The 19352-nt window shown below is 70.1% G+C and carries 13 protein-coding genes and 1 pseudogene; 9 read left to right on the forward strand and 5 right to left on the reverse strand.

From position 1 onward, the window contains the following. Positions 1-376: 376 nt before the first annotated feature. From OG870_RS44495 to OG870_RS44505, 3 genes are all read right to left on the reverse strand, one after another. A complete protein-coding gene (locus OG870_RS44495; protein ID WP_327692135.1) occupies positions 377-2533 on the reverse strand; it encodes a hypothetical protein in 2157 nt (718 codons plus the stop codon). A 200-nt stretch (positions 2534-2733) separates the two neighbouring features. Beyond that, positions 2734-3081 (reverse strand): helix-turn-helix domain-containing protein, encoded by a 348-nt coding sequence (locus OG870_RS44500; RefSeq protein ID WP_199845700.1) that lies wholly within the window; start codon positions 3079-3081, stop codon positions 2734-2736. Further along, positions 3078-4205: a tyrosine-type recombinase/integrase gene (locus tag OG870_RS44505; RefSeq protein ID WP_266588618.1), complete on the reverse strand. Its 1128-nt coding sequence runs from the start codon at positions 4203-4205 to the stop codon at positions 3078-3080. Before OG870_RS44505 ends, OG870_RS44500 begins: the two co-directional genes overlap by 4 nt. A gap of 488 nt (positions 4206-4693) precedes the next feature. On the opposite strand from OG870_RS44505, the pseudogene OG870_RS48355 reads away from it, so the two are divergent. From OG870_RS48355 to OG870_RS44535, 7 genes and pseudogenes are all read left to right on the forward strand, one after another. Next, positions 4694-4854 (forward strand): annotated as a pseudogene (locus OG870_RS48355) (IS1380 family transposase); the annotation flags it as partial. A gap of 522 nt (positions 4855-5376) precedes the next feature. Continuing rightward, positions 5377-6849: an arabinofuranosidase catalytic domain-containing protein gene (locus OG870_RS44510; protein WP_266531488.1), complete on the forward strand. Its 1473-nt coding sequence runs from the start codon at positions 5377-5379 to the stop codon at positions 6847-6849. Between the two features lie 230 nt (positions 6850-7079). Beyond that, a complete protein-coding gene (locus OG870_RS44515; protein ID WP_266588620.1) occupies positions 7080-7877 on the forward strand; it encodes an oxygenase MpaB family protein in 798 nt (265 codons plus the stop codon). A gap of 62 nt (positions 7878-7939) precedes the next feature. Then, a complete protein-coding gene (locus OG870_RS44520; protein ID WP_327692136.1) occupies positions 7940-10180 on the forward strand; it encodes a serine/threonine-protein kinase in 2241 nt (746 codons plus the stop codon). 71 nt (positions 10181-10251) lie between these two features. Further along, the gene (locus OG870_RS44525; protein ID WP_327692137.1) at positions 10252-11820 is read left to right on the forward strand and encodes a phytoene desaturase family protein; all 1569 of its coding nucleotides are present in this window, start codon (positions 10252-10254) and stop codon (positions 11818-11820) included. A 1-nt stretch (position 11821) separates the two neighbouring features. Continuing rightward, complete coding sequence (locus tag OG870_RS44530; RefSeq protein ID WP_327692138.1) at positions 11822-12598, forward strand: class I SAM-dependent methyltransferase; 777 nt, start codon at positions 11822-11824, stop codon at positions 12596-12598. A 255-nt stretch (positions 12599-12853) separates the two neighbouring features. Beyond that, entirely contained in the window at positions 12854-14026 is a 1173-nt protein-coding gene (locus OG870_RS44535; RefSeq protein ID WP_327692139.1) for a glycoside hydrolase family 16 protein, read from the forward strand. A 30-nt stretch (positions 14027-14056) separates the two neighbouring features. Here the strand turns inward: OG870_RS44535 and OG870_RS44540 are convergent, their stop codons facing one another. Further along, complete coding sequence (locus OG870_RS44540; protein WP_327692140.1) at positions 14057-14518, reverse strand: hypothetical protein; 462 nt, start codon at positions 14516-14518, stop codon at positions 14057-14059. Between the two features lie 199 nt (positions 14519-14717). Further along, positions 14718-16502 carry a serine hydrolase gene (locus OG870_RS44545; protein WP_327692141.1) on the reverse strand — a complete coding sequence of 595 codons (1785 nt, stop codon included), beginning with the start codon at positions 16500-16502 and terminating at the stop codon, positions 14718-14720. Between the two features lie 175 nt (positions 16503-16677). Here OG870_RS44545 and OG870_RS44550 point away from each other — a divergent pair, with 175 nt between their 5' ends. Both OG870_RS44550 and OG870_RS44555 read left to right on the forward strand, forming a co-directional pair. Then, positions 16678-17787, forward strand: coding sequence for a nitronate monooxygenase (locus OG870_RS44550; protein WP_266531473.1), 1110 nt, complete (start codon positions 16678-16680; stop codon positions 17785-17787). Then, positions 17784-19337 carry an acyl-CoA synthetase gene (locus OG870_RS44555; RefSeq protein ID WP_266531466.1) on the forward strand — a complete coding sequence of 518 codons (1554 nt, stop codon included), beginning with the start codon at positions 17784-17786 and terminating at the stop codon, positions 19335-19337. Before OG870_RS44550 ends, OG870_RS44555 begins: the two co-directional genes overlap by 4 nt. Positions 19338-19352 lie beyond the last annotated feature (15 nt).

Raw genomic sequence — 19352 nt, forward strand, 5'->3', positions numbered from 1 at the left:
GAGCACGCTCCTTCGGGCCGCCTGAGAAGCCATGAGACATTAGAATTGTTCGGACCCAAATTATACGGTGCCTCGTTGTCCTCGACCTCATGAGGGTCAACCCCTCCGGGCTCGGGGCGCTGCATGCTCGCACCCCACGCAGACAGCTTCCTCTGGCCTCGGACCTACTGCGGACCTACCGAAACCTGGCCCATCCCCTTGCCGAGAAGCGAGTCAAACACAGTGCGGACTTCGGTACCGCCGACCTTTGTTGGACTACCGTCAACGCTGTCCTCAACGATCTGGCGGCGAGCAGCCTAGAAGACCGGGAGGCGATCTTGCTGGGCTTTCTTGGCACCGCTCCCGAGGGCGCGTCCGGCGCGGCCGGTCGGGGGCTTCACTTGGGAAGCTTGGCGGTGCGTTCGGGGTGGGCGGCACCGACGTAGCGCATGGCGGTCTGCTCGGTGATGCCGAACAGCCGCATCAGCTTGAGGGGATCTGCACTCTCGAACGCCTCGTTGAGGATTCGGTCCTGACGCAGGCTGGCCAACGTCAGTCCCTTGGGGAGGGCTGCTCGCAGCGTGCCGATATTGACGGCCGGGTGGTCGGGATCGACAGCGGTCTTCTGGCTGACCAGCAGGTGAGGGTTGGCCGAGGCGGGCCACCGCAGGTGACGGTAGGTCGTCCAATCGGCGGCGAGTTGGTGGGTGAGTTCCTCCAGGTAGAGGGTGTGCCGCAGCAGCCCGCGCTGTACTTCAAGGGTGCCGCGGGAGAGGTCAAGGCCCGTGGTGCGCAGGGTTCGGATCTCGTGTCCGGGCAGTGCGTGGATGGAGGCCAAGGCGACGACGAGGCGGCCGAGCGGCGTTGTCGCCTGGTCGAGCAGCCCCATCAGGACGTCGGCGGGGATGGACTTCGGGACCCCCTTTAGATCGCCGACCCGGAGGTCCCGGGCGGGATTGCGGAAGATCACACGCTCGCGTTTGAGCGCGCGGAACAGGCTGCGCAGGGCTATGGCCAGTCCTCGACGGGCGTAGCCGGACAAGCCGTCTACGGCGTCCTCGACTTGCTCCTTCGTGATCTCCCTCAGTGAGTCCACGCCAGCCGTCGTGGTCCACGCGGTGAGGGTGGGCTGGAGCGTGGTGAGGTAGCGGCGGATACCGTCGTACCCGCGGGGCTCGCCTTCGCGGCGACCCTGTTCGCGCATGACTTTCACCCAGGTTCCCACCTCGCTTGCGACCGGTTTCGGCAAGGCGGTGAGGGTCGACTCGATCCACACCAGATCCGCGTCCCGATGCAGGTCGGGATCCTCCACCAGCAGGCCGCGGTCGCGCAGGAACTGGCAGACGGGTTTGGCAGCCAGGTTCGCGTCGATCCGGGCCAGGTCGTGCACGTCGCGTTCGAAGACGGCTGTCTCGGCGCCGAGCCAGTACAGGAGGATGGTGAGCGTGCGGGTGTTCTTCCGGTAGTCCGGCCGCTCTCCCGGTCGATGGCGGGTGAACTCCTCGAGCAACCACTGGGCGGTCTTGGTCAGCGGCGGCTCGCCCGAAGGCATGCTCCGCAGCCGGGCCAGCACCGGGGCCCAGTCGCGCCGGCTGGCGAACAGCGCTTCCTGTCCGCGGCACGTGTGCAGAGCGGGCCGTTGCTCGTCGTAGTTGGGCGCCTGGCCGTCGCCGACGGGGAACGCCTCGAACGGCCCCCTTTTGCCGGTCGGCAGTGCGATCACCAGTTGCGTGAACCGCCGGGAGGCCGGGCGGGCTTGGTCGATGAGGCGGTACGGGTGGCAGCTGCGGCAACGGTCGTCGCGCAGGACCAGCCCGTCGCGGCCGCAGCGGCAGCACCGGCCCCGCCCTGCTCGTTCCCGCCAGTGCCGACACGGATCGCAGACAAAACCTGCCCGTCGGCCGACGGGAATCCAGGCGTAGCAGTCGGTGCACTGGCGGGGCGCCGGAAGCGGCAGCGGCGTCGGAGCGGTGATGTATGGGGTGCGGGCGGGCTGGTCTGAGATGGAAAACCGCATGGGCTCGGACGCCTCGTCCAAGAGCCCGGCCCGCAGCAGGATAAGGCGAACAGCGTCCCCGTTGGTGGGAAGGTCCCGCAACATAGCCTCGGGTAGCCGCTCAGCACCCTCGGCCTCACACACAGCCAGGGCCAGGCGGACCATCTCGGCGACCTTGTAGCGCCAGCCCGCGGTCAACCCGTGCTCGGTCTCCATCGCCTCGATCACCGGCTGGGCCTTCTCCCATCCGGCGACCGGGCGGCCGACGATTGCACTGACCGTGGTGTCGCCCAGCACGCGGGGCATGGTGAAGAGCGGGACCTGACCGGGTACCTGCGCCTCCAGCACCGGCGGGGCGGCGGGAGCGGCGCGCTGCTGCCGGAGCTTGGTCCACCACTCGACCCCCACACTCAGTCCGTTCTTGGTGGGCCGGCGCAGCGGCCGGGCCGACGCCGACCGGTCGCCGTATGTGCCGCCTACCGTGAGCTGGACCGGCCGAGGTCGCGCCTTCTTCAGGCCCAGAGCCCACTCGGCGTCTTCCTCAACTCGGATTGCCATGAGGCACGGCTTGCAGAGCCCGTCCGTGTTCAGGTGTGCCTCGTGCCGGCACCGCGGGCACAACCCGCGCTGAGGGTACTTCCTCGCCCAGGGCCGGCACCCGTCGCACACCCGGTACCAGTGCACCACCAGCCACCCCAGACACACCGGGCAGCTCCGCGCCAGCCCCTTCCCACGACCCGCCGTCACCGTGCGGCCCCTCAGCTCGGCGGGAGCGAGCGCGGCCCGGTGCCACGACGGTCGCGCGGGACCGGCCGCACCAGGCCCGCCGTCGGCTGCACCTCAGCGCCGACGGCCCGTTGTCCCAACTCCGGCGCGGCCTGGCCCGTCCCGAGCGGCTCGGCCTGGAGCAGGTCGGCGACCGTGCAGTTCAGCGCGGCGCACATCTTGTCCAGGTCATCGAGGCGCACCGTGACCGGCGTGCCGCTCCACAGTGCAGCCACCTTGCTCAGCGACGGGTTGAACCCGACCTGTTGGAAGGCGGCGAGCACCTCGGTCGGCCGCCACAGGTCCCGTTGGGCGGCAACCATCCGCAGATTCCACTTCACCGAAGGTTCCCCTTGTCCATCACCAGTCGCTGGGCCGCCCGGGAGCTGGCCGCCAGATTCGCGAGCTCTGGGTCAGCGTGAGCAGTCGCCATGTACCGAAGAGTCGTAGTTGCCCAGTCGTGTCCGAGTACCTTCTGGACCTCCCAAAGTGTCATCCCTCGCTCGTAGTTGTGGGTCGCGCAGGCGTGCCGCAGCAGGTGCGGAAACAGGTTGGTGACCGGTCCCGTGAGGTAGTGTGCGGCTGCGGTGTGCAACGCCTTCCGGAACGTCGAAGGCACGATCGCCGGCGCGATCGGCACATTCAGATCCGCGATCGCCTTCGACTTTCGCTCCGACGGCCACAGCGGCGCCCGCGGGTGCTCCGCGTCGTCGCCGAACTCGCCCCGGATCTCCTCGATGTACCACCACAAGAGGGTGCGGCTCTCTTGGAACAGGTACGCCTCACGCGGCCGGGGACCTGAGCCCCGGGCTCCCTTACCAAGGACGACGAACCGGCCCCACTGGCCGTGCTCCCAGTGGATGTCGCCGAGGCAGACCCCGCACAGCTCCGCTGCGCGCACTCCCGACAGGTAGGCGATCTTCGTCATTACGTAATCGCGGCAGGCGACCGCGTACTTCCGTGCGTTCGGCAACTCCTCGCGCCAGCGGGCGAAGAAGTCCTTCATCGCAGTCTGGGACGGCGGGATGCGTAGCCCGAAGTCCCCACGGTGGCGCGGCCGGTTGAACGGATCGATCGGAGAATCGACGGTGGCGCCGAAGCGACGCATGATCTCGCCCGCGTACCGTTGTTCGAGGAAGGCAAAATACGCGTCGATCTTGTTGATCTTTCCGCGCAATGTCGACTGCGCCCGCTTGCCGGGGCCCGCGAAGTACTTGTCGACCTCCCGGGGTGTCAGCTGCCAGGGGACCGTGCCGTAGTACTCGCAGACTTCGATCACAGGCTTGATCAACCCGTCCAGCGTCGTCGGCGCCAGGCCAGCCGCGTCGCGCGCCCACTGGTACTCCGAGAGCGTGTCGAGGAAGAAACTCTCCTCGTCGTACGCCGACATACGGGCCTGGCGGCGCCGCTGGAGCGTGACGACGTCCGCGAGCCCGCTCTCGACCGACACCGACGCCGGGTCCACCGGCACGGCTGGCTCCGGTACGGGGCGTACGAGCGTCAACACGCGACTTTCGGAATCTGCCACGAGGCCGCATATTGCAGCGATCTCTCGCAGATTTTACGAGTTACTGCGGAGATCTCACGTCAACGGCTAGGGGGGGCCAATACCGTGATCTACCTGCTGAGATGCGGCTTCGCGGTCGTCGAGCGCCCGACGGGAACCCGCGCGTACTCCACTGGTCTTGCGGCTTCCGGGCTCCAACCGACGAACCGCATCCGGTCATCCAGTACGGCGGTCGCGCGTCCGGCCATCAGCGGGCTGGGCTCCGGGGGAGAGCCCTCTTCCCGCCAAGACTCCGGGGAACTTGTGAGACCTGTCATCCTTGGTCCCGATCTTGCGCTCGGCCCAGGAATTCGCGATGTCCCGGTCCACGAGGGCCTTGCTGGCATGGCGTGCCGGAACGCCCGAATGCATGCCATCCCAGCTGACGCCGTCAGTCAACGCGGATTGCCGAGCCGAAGAAGCTGCGCTACCGGCTGCTACACGTCGCGGCCCGCATACCCGCACCGCCGGACGCACCCGGCTGCGCATTGCCGAGGGCCGGCCCTGGGCCGGCGACCTGGTCAACGCGTTCACCCGGCTGACCGCGCTACCGCGACCGATCACCTGAACACCGGCCCACGTCCCGACGAGCAGTCGGCGGAGGACTCCGGCCACCGCGCCGGGCCATCGGCGCGCCCGTGAACTCCGGCGGACCTCCCCGAGATCGACTGCCCGGATCGCGGTCTTGATCAACGGTTGGTGAAAGGCTGCGGTCGGCTTGACGGCCATCGAGCCTCGGCAACTCCCGCGTCTCATAAGGGACTTGCTCCGCAAACCTTCCCGTTACATCTTGACGCGGCCCATGTTATCGATCACAGTGCACGTGGTGCGCTCAGCCGCACCGCTGGTTGGCTACTCAACACCTACACCCCCACATATTCCTGCACGGCTCGTCCCCGGAAATGTTAGCGCTAACACGTCACTTCCCGGGCTGTTGTCCGTGCGCGGGTGTCGTCGGCGTCCGCGCCGATGCGGCCCCGTCTCATGTCGGCGATCTCCATGACGGAAGGAAGACGCTATGTCGGTTGGGTTTGCGCGCGCCGCGAGGTGGCGTCGTCGGTGGCGGCCGGGGGTGGCCGCCGCGGCAGCCATGGCGATTGTGGGCGTGTTGCTCACGGTGGCCACGACGCCGGCGTCGGCCGCCACGGTGGACACCACCGCCTGGTACGTACTGGTGAACCACAACAGCGGCAAGGCCCTCGACGTCTACAACTCCTCCACCGCCGACGGCGCCAACGTCGTCCAGTGGACCCGCACCAACGCCACCAACCAGCAGTTCCAGTTCGTGGACTCCGGCGGCGGCTACTACCGGATCAAGGCACGGCACTCGGGCAAGATGATCGACGTGTCCAGCTGGTCGACAGCCGACGGTGCCGCCATCCACCAGTGGACCGACCACGGCGGCGCCAACCAGCAGTTCCGGTTGGCCGACTCCGACAACGGCTACGTCCGGCTGATCAACCGCAACAGCAACAAGGCGGTCGAGGTCCAGAACGCGGCGACCGACGACGGCGCCAACGTCGTGCAGTACAGCGACTGGGGCGGCACCAACCAGCAGTGGCAACTCGTCCAGGTGGATGCGGGCACCGGCTCCGGCCCGTGCGACATCTACGGCGCAGGTGGTACGCCCTGCGTGGCGGCGCACAGCACAACGCGCGCCCTCTACAGCGCCTACAACGGAGACCTGTACCAGGTCCGACGTTCGGACAACACAACCCGCAACATCGGCGTACTGACCCCTGGCGGCGTCGCCGACGCGGCGGCCCAGGACTCCTTCTGCGCAAACACCACGTGTGTCATCACGGTCGTGTTCGACCAGTCCGGGCGTGGCAACGACCTGTGGTACCAGGGTTCCAGCGTGGTCCCGGGCTCACCACAGACCCGCCCGGCCGCAGCGACCACCGAATCGCTGACGGTCGGTGGCAGCAAGGCCTACTCGCTGTACATCAACCCCGGGACCAGCTACTGGCGCGACGGCCACCTGACGGGTGTCCCGACGGGCAGCGCACCCGAGGGCATGTACATGGTCACCAGCGGTACGCATGTCAACAGCGGCTGCTGCTTCGACTACGGCAACAGCGAAACCACCCGCAAGGCCGACGGGCCAGGTGCCATGGACGCCATCTACTTCGGGACGAGCTGCTGGTTCGGCAGCTGCTCCGGAACCGGGCCCTGGGTGCAGGCCGACCTCGAATGGGGCCTGTTCCCAGGTGGCGGCAGCACGTGGAACCCGAACCAGCAGGCGTTCACCAGCAAGTTCGTCACGGCGACACTCAAGAACAACGGGACGTCGCGATTCGCGATCAAGGGCAGCAACGCCCAGGCCGGAAGCCTCAACACCCTTTGGGACGGCGCGCTTCCCAACGAGCCCAACGTATACAGCCCGATGAAGAAGCAAGGCGCCATCGTCCTGGGCAGTGGCGGCGACTGCTGCTCACCCGAGGTAGGCAACATCAACGACAGCGCCGGCACGTTCTACGAGGGTGCCATGGTCTCGGGCTACCCGTCGGATGCGACCGAAAATGCGGTCCAGGCGAACATCGCCGCCGCCGACTACCGATGAACCAGACCCGGCCGCCGGCCTGACGGGTACAAGCGGTGCCGCCGCTCCAAGGCGGCGGCACCGCTTCGCCCAGATGTGCTGCACCGATCAGACCGAGCCGCCAGCGCCAGTGCCAACTATCCTTCTTTTGTGCCAACCAAAAATCCGGCTACCCGACCCCACCTGCAGGGGTGACGGGCCTCAAGGCAGGTGACCCCGGGCTGTTCGGACCGGCCTCGGTGACCTGGCAGATGCACGGCGACCCCATGATGTGGGTCGCCGGCGTGCGTGCGCTCTACCTCCAGGCGCTGCATCCGCGCGCGGTGCGCGGAGTCATGCAGAACTCCGACTTCCGGCGCGATGCCTGGGGCCGCCTCATGCGGACCGCGAACTTCGTCGGCACCACGACGTACGGCACCGCTCAGGCCGCCGAACGCGCGGGCGCCCGCGTGCGGAAGATCCACAGCATGCTCTCGGCGACCGACCCGGACACGGGGGAGCGGTACGGCGTCGACGAACCCGACCTGCTGCTGTGGGTGCACTGCGCCGAGATCGACTCCTATGTGCAGGTCGCCCGCCGCTCCGGATTCCGCCTCACCGACGCGCAGGTGGACCGTTACATCGGCGAACACCGCGTCAGCGCCCGCCTGGTGGGCCTCGACCCCGACGCCGTACCCGCGAATCAGGCGGAGATGGACGCCTACTTCGAGAAGGTGCGGCCCGAACTCGCCGCCGGAGCCGAGGCACGCGAAGTGGACGACTTCCTGCTCCGCCCCCCGACGCACCCCCTCCTCGTCCCGGCGCGGGAGGTGCTGTGGCGGCGCGTGGCACACCTGGCGTACGCTGCCCTGCCGCCGTACGCCCACGAGCTGTACGGCAGGACCGCACCGAAACCCGACACCGTCACCCGGCAGTTGCGTGCCACGGGCATCCTGCTGCGCTGTGTTCCCGCACATGTGCGATGGCAACTCCCGCCCAAGCACATCCTGCGCGCCATGTCACGGCTGGGGCCCGGCTCCCGCCCGGCACCGTACAAACTCGGACGATAGGTCGCCATACTGGACGGGCCAGGGGTGGCCGGGCCGAACAGTTACGGGGGCGATCGCAGCAGATGGGGGACAGCAGGCTGATCCAGGGCCGGTACCGGCTGCTCGACCTGATCGGGCGGGGCGGTATGGGCGAGGTGTGGCGTGCGCGCGACGAGTCGCTGGGCCGTCATGTCGCCGTGAAGTGCCTCAAGCCCCTCGGCCCGCACCACGACCAGTCCTTCACCCGGGTCCTCAGGGAGCGCTTTCGCCGTGAGGCCCGGGTGGCCGCCGCCCTGCAGCACCGCGGGATCACCGTCGTCCACGACTTCGGCGAGTCCGACGGCATCCTCTACCTGGTCATGGAGCTTCTGGAGGGCCGCAACCTCTCCCAGCTCCTGGAGGACAACAAGCAGCACCCGCTGCCGGTGGGCGACGTCGTGGAGATCGCCGACCAGGTCTCCGCCGCCCTCGCCTACACCCACCAGCAGAGCATCGTGCACCGCGACCTGAAACCCGCCAACATCATGCGGCTCACCGACGGCACGGTGAAGATCTGCGACTTCGGCATCGCCCGCCTCGGCGCCGACATCGGCTTCACCTCGCGGCTGACCGGCACGGGCATCGCCATGGGCACCCCGCACTACATGTCGCCGGAGCAGATCGGCGGATCCGAGGTCGACCAGCGCAGCGACCTGTACTCGCTGGGGTGCGTGCTGTACGAGATCGCCACGGGGGCACCGCCGTTCGACCTCGACGACGCCTGGGCGATCCTCGTCGGCCACCGCGACACCCCGCCCCAGCCGCCACGCAGCCGGCGGGCCGAACTGCCCGAGTACCTCGAGAAGATCATCCTGGACCTACTGGCCAAGCTCCCCGAGCAACGTCCGCACGACGCCCGCGAGTTGAGCCGCCGCATCAGCATGGGGCGTACGACACCGGCGTACGTGCCGACCGTGGTGAACCCGCGGCCGACGCTCCGGCCACCCGAGCCGGCGCCCTCGCACGAGGTCCGTCTGCCGTCCTGGACCCGCGGTATGACCACCGGCCACAAGGCCACCGGCGCAGGCCTCAGCACCACACCACCGGACGCCGGGGCCGGCCTCACCGGCGAGTGGATCCCGCGATCCGCGGGCGGCCGGGCGGAGGAGCCCTCCTCGGACCAGCCGCCCGCGCCCTCGCCGGAGAAGATCGCCGCGCTGTCCGGGCGGCACAACGCCGGGCTCAGCCTGGGGCGGCTGGGCCGCTGGGCGGAGGCGGGCGAGGTGCACCACGCGGTGGCCGCCGAGCGCACCCACCTTCTGGGCCCCGACCACCCCGACACCCTCGCCAGCCGCTACGAGGTCGCCTTCACCCTCAGCCGCACCGGGCGCGCTGCCGACGCGCTGCAGGAGTACAAGCACGTGGCCGCCGCCAGAACCCGGGCGCTGGGCGCCGACCACCCCGACACGCTCGCCGCCCGGCAGGAAATGGCCTACGTACTGGGCCAGTTGAGCCGCCACTTCGACGCGCACCAGGTGTACATGTCCGTCCTCGCCGCCCGTGAGCGCGGCATGGGCCCCGACCACCCCGACACCCTGCGCTGCCGCCACAACCTCGCCTTCAACCTCAGCAGGCTCGGCCGTCTGGAGGACTCGTACCGCATGGCCTGCGACGTCGCCACGGCCCGCGCCCGCGTGCTGGGCGCGGACCATCCCGACACCCTGGTCACCCGCTACGAAGTCGCTTACGCGCTGGGGCAGTTGGGTCGCTGGCCGGAGGCCCTGCAGACCTACCACGAGGTCGCCGAGGCCCGCGCCCAGGCACTCGGCCCCGACCACGCCGACACCCTCGCCGCCCGCTACGAGGTCGGCATCAGCCTCGGCCGTCTCGGCCGCAGCGCGGAGGCGCTCACCCTCTACCGCGACCTGATCGACGACCGCACCCGCGTCCAGGGCCCCACCCACCCCGAGACCCTGCGCGCCCGGCACGGCCTCGGCGTCAACCTCGGCCGCCTGGGCCGCTGGGAGGAGGCCCTCGCCGAATCCCGTGACGTCTGCGCGATCCGCGAACGCGTCCTTGGCCCCGACCACCCGGACACCCTGGTCAGCCGCCGCGAGGTCGCCGTCGGCCTCGGCTGGCTGGGCCGCTGGCCCGACGCCCTCACCGAGTACCGCCGCGTCGCCGCCGCCCGCGAGCACGTCCTGGGCCCCGACCACCCCGACACCCTCGCCAGCCGCAACGACGAGGCCCACTGCCTGGAGCAACTCGGCCGTGGTGCCGAGGCGGTCGAGTTGTATCGCCGGGTGGCGGTGCTGCGGCAGCAGCGGGCTTCGGGTGGGGGCTGATGCCGTCGTCGTGACCGCCGGGGCGTCGTACACCCCTGGCCGCTGACGATCATCGCGTGCTACCAAGAAGCATGGCTGCACACGAGGGACACCGGACATACGACGCCGTCATCGTCGGCGGGGGCCACAACGGGCTGGTCGCCGCCGCCTACCTGGCCCGGGCCGGGCGGTCCGTGCTGGTTCTGGAGCGGTTGGACCACACGGGGGGCGCCGCGGTCTCCACGCGGCCGTTCGCCGGGGTGGACGCGCGGCTGTCGCGTTACTCCTACCTGGTCAGCCTGCTGCCGAAGAAGGTCGTGCGGGACCTCGGGCTCGACTTCCGGATCCGGGCCCGCACCATCTCGTCGTACACCCCCGTGGAGCGGGACGGCCGGCCGACCGGACTTCTGGTCGGCGGGGGCGAGCGGCGCACCCGGGAGGCCTTCGCCCGGCTCACCGGCTCCGACCGCGAGTACGAGGCCTGGCAGCGCTTCTACGGCATGACCGGCCGCGTCGCCGAGCGCGTCTTCCCGACCCTCACCGAGCCGCTGCCCACCCGCGACGAACTCCGCCGCCGCGTCGACGACGAGGAGGCCTGGCGGGTGCTGTTCGAGGACCCGATCGGCGTCGCTGTCGAGGACCGCTTCGCCGACGACCTCGTGCGGGGTGTCGTCCTCACCGACGGCCTCATCGGCACCTTCGCTGACGCCCACGACCCCTCACTGCGGCAGAACCGCTGCTTCCTCTACCACGTGATCGGCGGCGGCACCGGCGCCTGGGACGTCCCCGTCGGCGGCATGGGCGCCCTGACCGACGCCCTTTCCACCGCCGCCCGGCGCGCGGGCGCCGTCCTCGCCACCGGGCACGAGGCCGTGCGCATCGACACGGACGGCCGAACCGCCGAGATCACCTACCGGACCCCCGACGGCGAGGGCGTCGCCGCAGCCCGGCACGTCCTCGTCAACGCCTCTCCGCAGGCCCTGGCCGAGCTGACCGGCGACGCACCCCCCGCCCCCGCCGAGGGCGCCCAGCTCAAGGTGAACATGCTGCTCAAGCGGCTGCCGAAGCTGCGCGACCGCTCCGTCGACCCGCGCGAGGCGTTCTCCGGCACCTTCCACATCGCCGAGGGCTACCGGCAACTCGCCGCCGCCCACGCCCAGGCCGCCTCCGGCGAACTCCCCGCGGCGCCGCCCTCCGAGATCTACTGTCACTCCCTCACCGACCCGTCGATCCTCGGCCCCGACCTCGTCGACAAGGGCTACCAGACCCTCACCCTCTTCGGCCTGCACACACCCGCCCGGCTCTTCGAGCGGGACAACGACTCCGTACGCGAAGCACTCCTGAAGTCGACCGTGGCCCAACTCGACGCCCATCTCGCCGAACCACTCGTGGACTGCCTGGCTACCGACGCGGACGGCCGCCTGTGCATCGAGGCCAGGACCCCGCTCGACCTGGAGCGCGACCTGCGCCTGCCCGGCGGCAACATCTTCCATCGCGAGCTGACCTGGCCGTACACCCAGGACGGCACCGGCCGTTGGGGCGTGGAGACCCGGCACGCGAACGTGCTGCTGTGCGGGGCGGGCGCGGTACGGGGCGGCGGCGTGAGCGGAGTTCCGGGACACAACGCGGCGATGGCGGTGCTGGAAGCGACCGGCGACTGACGTGAGCGCGTCCTCCGCACGGGACTTCTACGACTCACTCGCCGCCGACTACCACCGCGTCTTCCCGGACTGGGACGCGAGCATCGCCCGCCAGGCCGCGGTACTCGACGGTCTCGTCCGCCGGGAACTGGGCCCCGGGCCGCACAGGTTGCTGGACTGCGCCTGCGGCATCGGCACCCAGGCGATCGGCCTCGCGCGCGCCGGACACCGGGTCGTCGGCAGCGACTTGAGCCCCGTGGCCGCCACCCGCGCCGCCGCCGAATCCGCGGACCGCGGCGTCGTACTCGCGACGGCGGCGGCGGCGGCGGACATGCGCCAACTTCCGTTCGGGCCGGACACCTTCGACGCCGTCGTATGCGCCGACAACTCCCTCGCGCACCTGCTGTCCGCGCAGGACCTGGCGGCGGCTCTGCGCGGCATGCGGCGGGTACTGAGAGACGGCGGGCTGCTCCTGCTCACGCTCCGCGACTACGACGACATCCGCCGGACCCGCCCCGCGACGTCCTCTCCCCAGGTGTCGCACGGCTCCGACGGCCGGTCGATCACCTTCCAGCTGTGGCACTGGCACGACGACGGCGAACGCTACGACCAGGAGTACTTCCAGCTCGTGCCCGACGGAGAGGGGTGGGAGGTGCGCGTCCGCCGAGCCACCTCCTGGGCGCTGCCCCGGCGCACGGTGACGGATGCCGCGAGCGCCGCCGGTTTCACCGACCCGACCTGGCACATGCCGGACACCAGCGGCTTCTACCAGCCCGTGTTCACGGCGAGAACGGATTAGCGTCGGCCCACCCCACCCATCTCACCCCACCCCACCCATCTCACCCCACTCCCGCCTGCGGCACGGGCGGAACGAGTGACTCCATTTTGATCACTCAGTGTGAGTGAGATCTCGTTGTACACGAACGGCCCATCTGCCTAGCCTTCGGGTGTCCGTCCCGGTAGGCCCCAGCCGCCGGAACGCCGAGTCCTGCGGGACGGGGCCGTGCTCCGCACAAGAGGCTCCCTCGCAGCCGCCGTTGAGGAAGCCCCCACCATGCGCCATGCCATCTCCCCTGCCCGTTTGGGCGTCGTCGGCACAGCCGCCGCACTGCTGGTCGTGCCGTTCGCCACTCAGGCTTTCGCGGCCACCTCCGTCACGCAGGACAAGCTCACCCCGACCACCATGACCGCGGGCGTCGCCGGCTCGGCCAAGCTGACCGTGCACTCGTCCAGCTGCTTCACGGCCAAGACCCTTGGTGTCGGCGTCCGTGACGCGTCCGGCAACAACCTGGACTTCCCGGGCAACGCCTCGAACGTCCGGATCTGCCCGAGCGGCGCGCACTTCACCAGCGCCGCGCGCACGCTGCCGGCCGGCACGTACACGATCTTCGGCTTCTGGCAGGCATCGGGCGGGGCCTGGCACGACCTGCCGTCGCACAAGCTGACGGTGAGCAAGGCCCCCGCCACGAAGACCCCGCCCGCCACGACGACCCCGCTGTCGTCGACGCCCCCGCCGTCGTCCGACAGTGGTGACTCGCCGACGGCCGGCCGGTCGGTGGTCTGGTCGGACGACTTCTCCGGCGGTATCGCCTGGAACTCGAAGTGGGTCGGCGACAAGACCACGTCCTACGCCTACGGCGACCACAACCCGGACGACAACAAGCTCGACTGGCTGGACCCGAGCGCCGTCACCACCTCGGACGGCATCGCGACCTTCACCGCCAAGCCCTCCTCGCACACCTTGGAGAACGGCAAGAAGGCGTGGACGACCGGCCTGCTCACCACCGAGGGCTCCAGTGAGGGCTTCCAGGTGAAGACCGGCGACTACGCCGAGACCCGGGTCAAGCTGCCCTCCCGCTCCGGCGCCTGGCCGGCCCTGTGGACCTGGAAGGACGGCAACGGCGAGATCGACTCCTTTGAGTACCATCCGGACAACCCGGACCTGCTGGAGCTGACCAACCACGTCACCTCCGGCTCCGACTACTACACCGACTCCGGCGCGATAGCGCCCGGCCAGTGGGTCACCATAGGCACGCGCTACGGAGCCGACTCCGTGGACTGGTATGTCAACGGCAAGAAGGTCTACTCCGACGGCCACGGCGTGGGCAACGACTTCTCGGCGTACCTGATCCTCAACCTGTCGCTCAGCGCCGGCGAGTACCACCCCGCGCCCAGCGGCTCGACGCCGATCACCATGCAGGCCGACTACGTGAAGGTGTACCGCTGATCAGCAGCCGACCGTTCCGTAGCCGACCGGTCAGCCGTCGACGGACAGGGTGAACGGTGTTCGGTTGTTGCGCGGATCGCGGTCGTCGACGCTGATCACCTGGACGTGCCCTTCGGCCTCCGTGCCGAAGGGCACATCCGCGTCCACCCGGACCGGAACCAGCGCGGTGGCCGTCCGGAACCGCGCCAGCCCGGCCCCGAAGGTGCAACGCACCAGGCGGCCACGGGCCTCGGGGCGGCAGTCCTCGGGGAAGTAGGGCCCCTCCGCCGTGAAGCCGGAGGGCAGCCGCACGACCACCGTGACCGGCGAGGCGGTCTGATCCGGCCCGCCGTTGGCCACGAAGGCGTGCACCACGGTGCTGCCACCGGGCGGCGCGGTGGTCGGGTCGAGCCGGACCACCTCCAGGTCCGAGTCCGAGGGCGCGGCCGTCAGGCCGGTCGCGCACATCACCGCCACGCCCGCCGCGAGCAGGGTCGTCAGCCTTCTGGCCATCCAGCGTCTCCCATCCTCCGCACACTGATCGCTACTCACGGTAGCGGGACGGTGCCGGATCGCAGCGGAGCGCGCCCAGGGCCTGTCCGGCGGATCATGCCGGCGTCGCGGGCCCTGGCACGCACTCCCGCACTGCCTTGAAGGCGGGTCGGCAACAACGCGCAGTCCCTTCCGGCCGGCCTGATTCGCCGGACAGGCCCTAATCGGCCGACTCGGCCCACCCCGTCGCCACGAGCCGCGCCGCGTCCGCCGTGCGTGACTCGTCGAAGAGGACACCGTGTGCCGCCTCGACGCGGAGGCCGTCGACGTACGCGCCGCGGCCCACGTACAGCTTGTCGGTCGTGTACCGCCAGCGCAGGGCCAGCCGGGCGTGTGCCGGGAGGGCGGCCGTCACTCGGTGCCAGACGCGCCCCGACCAGCCGGTGACCGAGCCCGAGGGATGCTTCTGCGGTTCTTCGCCGTGTTCCGCGGTCGTGAACGGCAGCGGCTGCCAGCTCGTGCCTCCGTCCGTCGTGGCCTCCAGCACCAGGACGTCCGATCCGGGTTCGATGTCCCACCACAGGGCCGAGTTCAGCCGCGCCGCACCGTCCGTCGTGTCGAGCGCGGGCAGCGTGAGCGTGGCGCTCGTGGCACTCGCCATGCCGGAGAACCATGCCGTACGGCCGTGTGCCGGGCGCACCGCAACGGCGCGTGCCAGGTGGTTCCCCGCGGCGACCCGAGGAGCTGAGCCGGAGCGCCAACTGCGCACCGGGTGGACCGAGTTGCCGAGCACGACGAGGAAGGAGTCGGTCGTCGGGTCCAGGACCAGCGAGGTGCCGGTGAAGCCGGTGTGTCCGGCGGTGCGGGGGGTGGCCATGGCGCCCATGTACCAGTGCTGGTAGAGCTCGAAGCCGAGGCCGTGCTCGTCCCCGGGGAAGGCGGTGTTGAAGTCGGTGAACAACAGCTCCACCGACTCCGGCCGCAGGATGCGGGCCTTGCCGTAGGAGCCGCCGTTGAGCAGCGTCCGGGCGAGCACGGCCAGGTCCCAGGCGCAGGAGAACACCCCGGCGTGTCCGGCGACCCCGCCGAGGCTGTAGGCGTTCTCGTCGTGCACCTCACCCCACACGAGCCCCCGGTTCAGGCCCGACCACGGCGGGCGCTCGTCCTCCGTGGCCGCGATCCTCGGTTTCCAGGCGGCGGGCGGGTTGTAGCGGGTGCGGTGGAGGCCGAGCGGGTCGGTGATCTCGTCGTGGAGGAGGGTGTCCAGCGTGCGGCCGGTGATCCGTTCCAGGACCAGTTGGAGTGAGATCAGGTTCAGGTCGGAGTAGAGGTATGCGGTGCCGGGCGGGTGGATCGGCGCCTCGTCGTAGACGAGTTGGAGCTTCGTCTCGTGCGTCGGGGCCTTGTAGAGCGGGATCCAGTCGCGGAAACCCGAGGTGTGGGTGAGGAGCTGACGGATCGTGATGTCCTGCTTGCCTGCCGCCCCGAACTCCGGCACGTACGAGGCGACCGGCCGCTCCAGCTCCAGAGCGCCCCGCTCCATCTGCTGCACGGCCAGCAGCGAGGTGAACAGCTTCGACACCGAGGCCAGGTCGAAGACCGTGTCCTCGGTCATCGGGATCTGCCGGTCGGCCGGGAACTCGACGCCGGTGTCGGTCTTCTCGTCGTATGCCTGATAGCGCACCGCCATCCCGATGGGCCGGTGCAACGCCACTGTGTCGCCGCGGCCGGCCAGCAGCACGGCACCCGCGTACCAGGGATGCTTGGGGGAAGGGCCGAGGAACGCCTCGGCGTCGACGACCAGTTGACGCAGATGGGCGGGGAGGAGCCCGGCGCGTTCCGGGGAACCGTGGCGCAGGGTGGGGTGCCCGGAGCGTGACGCGGCCACGGCCGCCGGGCCGGCCGGGAAGGGGGCGACGGCCAGGGCGCCGCCCAAGGCGAGGGCTCTTCGGGCCAGTTGGCGTCGGGACATCCCGCCCCGCCGTCTTGCCGCGTCGTCCGTCATGGGCGAACCTCCCGCTGCCTGAAAGTATTTTTCGGGGATCACCGTGCGCAGTGAAACTTTCCTGTCAGGTGTGCGGTGTGTCAACGAGGCGTGCGGGCCTGCCGGACGGCGAGAAATCTGACGGAGCATCAGAAAAGGCCTTCCGTCGGCCGGAGGACTGCGGCATTCTGCGCCCATGCAGACGGAGCTGAGCAAGAAACTGGGAGTCGAGCACGCCATTTTCGGCTTCACGCCGTTCCCCGCCGTCGCCGCGGCCATCAGCCGGGCCGGCGGCTTCGGAGTGCTCGGCGCGGTCCGCTACACAGCCCCCGACGACCTCAAACGCGACCTGGACTGGATCGAGGCGCATGTCGAGGGGAAGCCGTACGGCCTGGATGTCGTGATGCCCGCGAAGAAAGTGGAGGGCGTCTCGGAGGCCGACGTCGAGGCGATGATCCCCGAGGGGCACCGGCAGTTCGTCAAGGACACCCTCGCCAAGTACGGCGTGCCCGAACTGGCCGAGGGCGAGGTGTCCGGCTGGCGCATCACCGGCTGGATGGAGCAGGTCGCCCGGAGTCAGCTCGACGTCGCCTTCGACTATCCGATCCGGCTGCTCGCCAACGCCCTCGGCTCCCCGCCCGCCGACGTGGTGGCCCGCGCCCACGAGCAGGGCGTGCTGGTCGCCGCGCTCGCGGGCAGCGCCCGGCACGCCGTCAAGCACAAGGAGGGCGGCATCGATATCGTGGTCGCCCAGGGTTACGAGGCCGGTGGACACACGGGCGAGATCGCCTCCATGGTGCTCACCCCGGAGGTCGTCGACGCCGTGGACCCGCTGCCCGTGCTGGCCGCCGGCGGCATCGGCAGCGGACAGCAGGTGGCGGCCGCCCTCGCCCTCGGCGCCCAGGGGGCGTGGCTCGGCTCCCTGTGGCTGACCTGCACCGAGGCCGATGTCTCCTCGCCCGCGGTGACGCGGAAACTGCTCGCCGCCGGCTCCGGCGACACGGTCCGCTCCCGCGCCCTGACCGGGAAACCGGCACGTCAGCTCCGTACCGAATGGACCGACGCCTGGGACGACCAGGCCGGACCCGGCACGCTCCCCATGCCCCTGCAGGGACTGCTCGTGGCCGATGCCCTCACCCGCATCCAGAAGTACGAGGTCGAGCCGCTGCTCGGCACCCCCGTCGGCCAGATCGTCGGCCGGATGAACGGCGAACGCAGTGTCCAGGCCGTCTTCGACGACCTCACCCGTGGCTTCGACAACGCCATCGACCGCATGATCCGTATCGCCGGAAGGAGCGGCAAGTGACGAGTACGCCCCCCGCCGGATTCTGGGTCCAGGCCGCCGCCGATCCGGACCGCACGGTCCTGGTCGCACCGGACGGCGAGCAGTGGACCGCCGGCCGCCTGCACGCCGCCGCGAACCGTCTGGTGCACGGCCTGCGCGCCGCCGGACTGGAACGCGGGGACGCCTTCGCGGTCGTCCTGCCCAACGGCATCGAGTTCTTCACCGCCTACCTGGCCGCCAGCCAGGCCGGGTTCTATCTCGTCCCCGTCAACCACCACTTCGTCGGCCCGGAGATCGGCTGGATCGTCGCCGACTCCGGCGCCAAGGTGCTCATCTCCCACGAACGGTTCGCCGCACCCGCCCGCCACGCCGCCGACGAGGCGGGCCTGGCGGCCACCCACCGGTACGCGGTCGGCGAGGTCGAGGGCTTCAGGCCGTACGCCGAACTCCTCGACGGACAACCGGAGTCGGCGCCCTCGGGCCGGGAGCTGGGCTGGGTCATGAACTACACCTCGGGCACCACCGGGCGTCCGCGCGGCATCCGCCGCCCACTGCCCGGCAAGACCCCCGAGGAGGCCTATCTCGGCGGTTTCCTCGGCATCTTCGGGATCAAGCCCTATGACGACAACGTCCACCTCGTCTGCTCGCCGCTCTACCACACCGCCGTACTCCAGTTCGCGGGCGCGTCCCTGCACATCGGCCACCGTCTCGTCCTGATGGACAAGTGGACGCCCGAGGAGATGCTCCGGCTCATCGACGCCCACGCGTGCACGCACACCCACATGGTCCCGACCCAGTTCCACCGGTTGCTCGCCCTGCCGGAACCGGTGCGGCGCTCGTACGACGTCTCGTCCATGCGGCACGCCATCCACGGCGCCGCGCCCTGCCCCGACCACGTGAAGCGGGCGATGATCGACTGGTGGGGCAACTCGGTGGAGGAGTACTACGCGGCCAGTGAGGGCGGAGGGGCCTTCGCCACCGCGGAGGACTGGCTGAAGAAACCCGGCACCGTCGGCAAGGCCTGGCCCATCAGCGAACTCGCGGTCTTCGACGACGACGGCAACCGGCTGCCGCCCGGTGAACTGGGCACCGTCTACATGAAGATGAACACCGGCGGCTTCGCCTACCACAAGGACGAGGCCAAGACGAAGAAGAACCGCATCGGTGACTTCTTCACCGTCGGCGACCTCGGCTGCCTCGACGAGGACGGCTATCTGTTCCTCCGCGACCGCAAGATCGACATGATCATCTCGGGCGGGGTCAATATCTATCCCGCCGAGATCGAGTCCGCTCTCCTCGCCCACCCCGCCGTCGCCGACGCCGCCGTCTTCGGCATACCGCACGACGACTGGGGTGAGGAGGTCAAGGCCGTCGTCGAGGCGGCCCCCGGCCAGGAGCCCGGCCCGGCCCTCGCCGCCGCGATCCTCGACCACTGTGCCGGGCAGCTCGCCGGATACAAACGGCCCAGGAGCGTCGACTTCATCGCCGAGATGCCCCGCGACCCCAACGGCAAGCTGTACAAGCGGCGGCTGCGCGACCCGTACTGGGAGGGCCGCACGCGCCCCGTGTGACCCGACAGCCCTTCC

The sequence above is a fragment of the Streptomyces sp. NBC_00461 genome, from assembly GCF_036013935.1.
Taxonomy (GTDB): Bacteria; Actinomycetota; Actinomycetes; order Streptomycetales; family Streptomycetaceae; genus Streptomyces.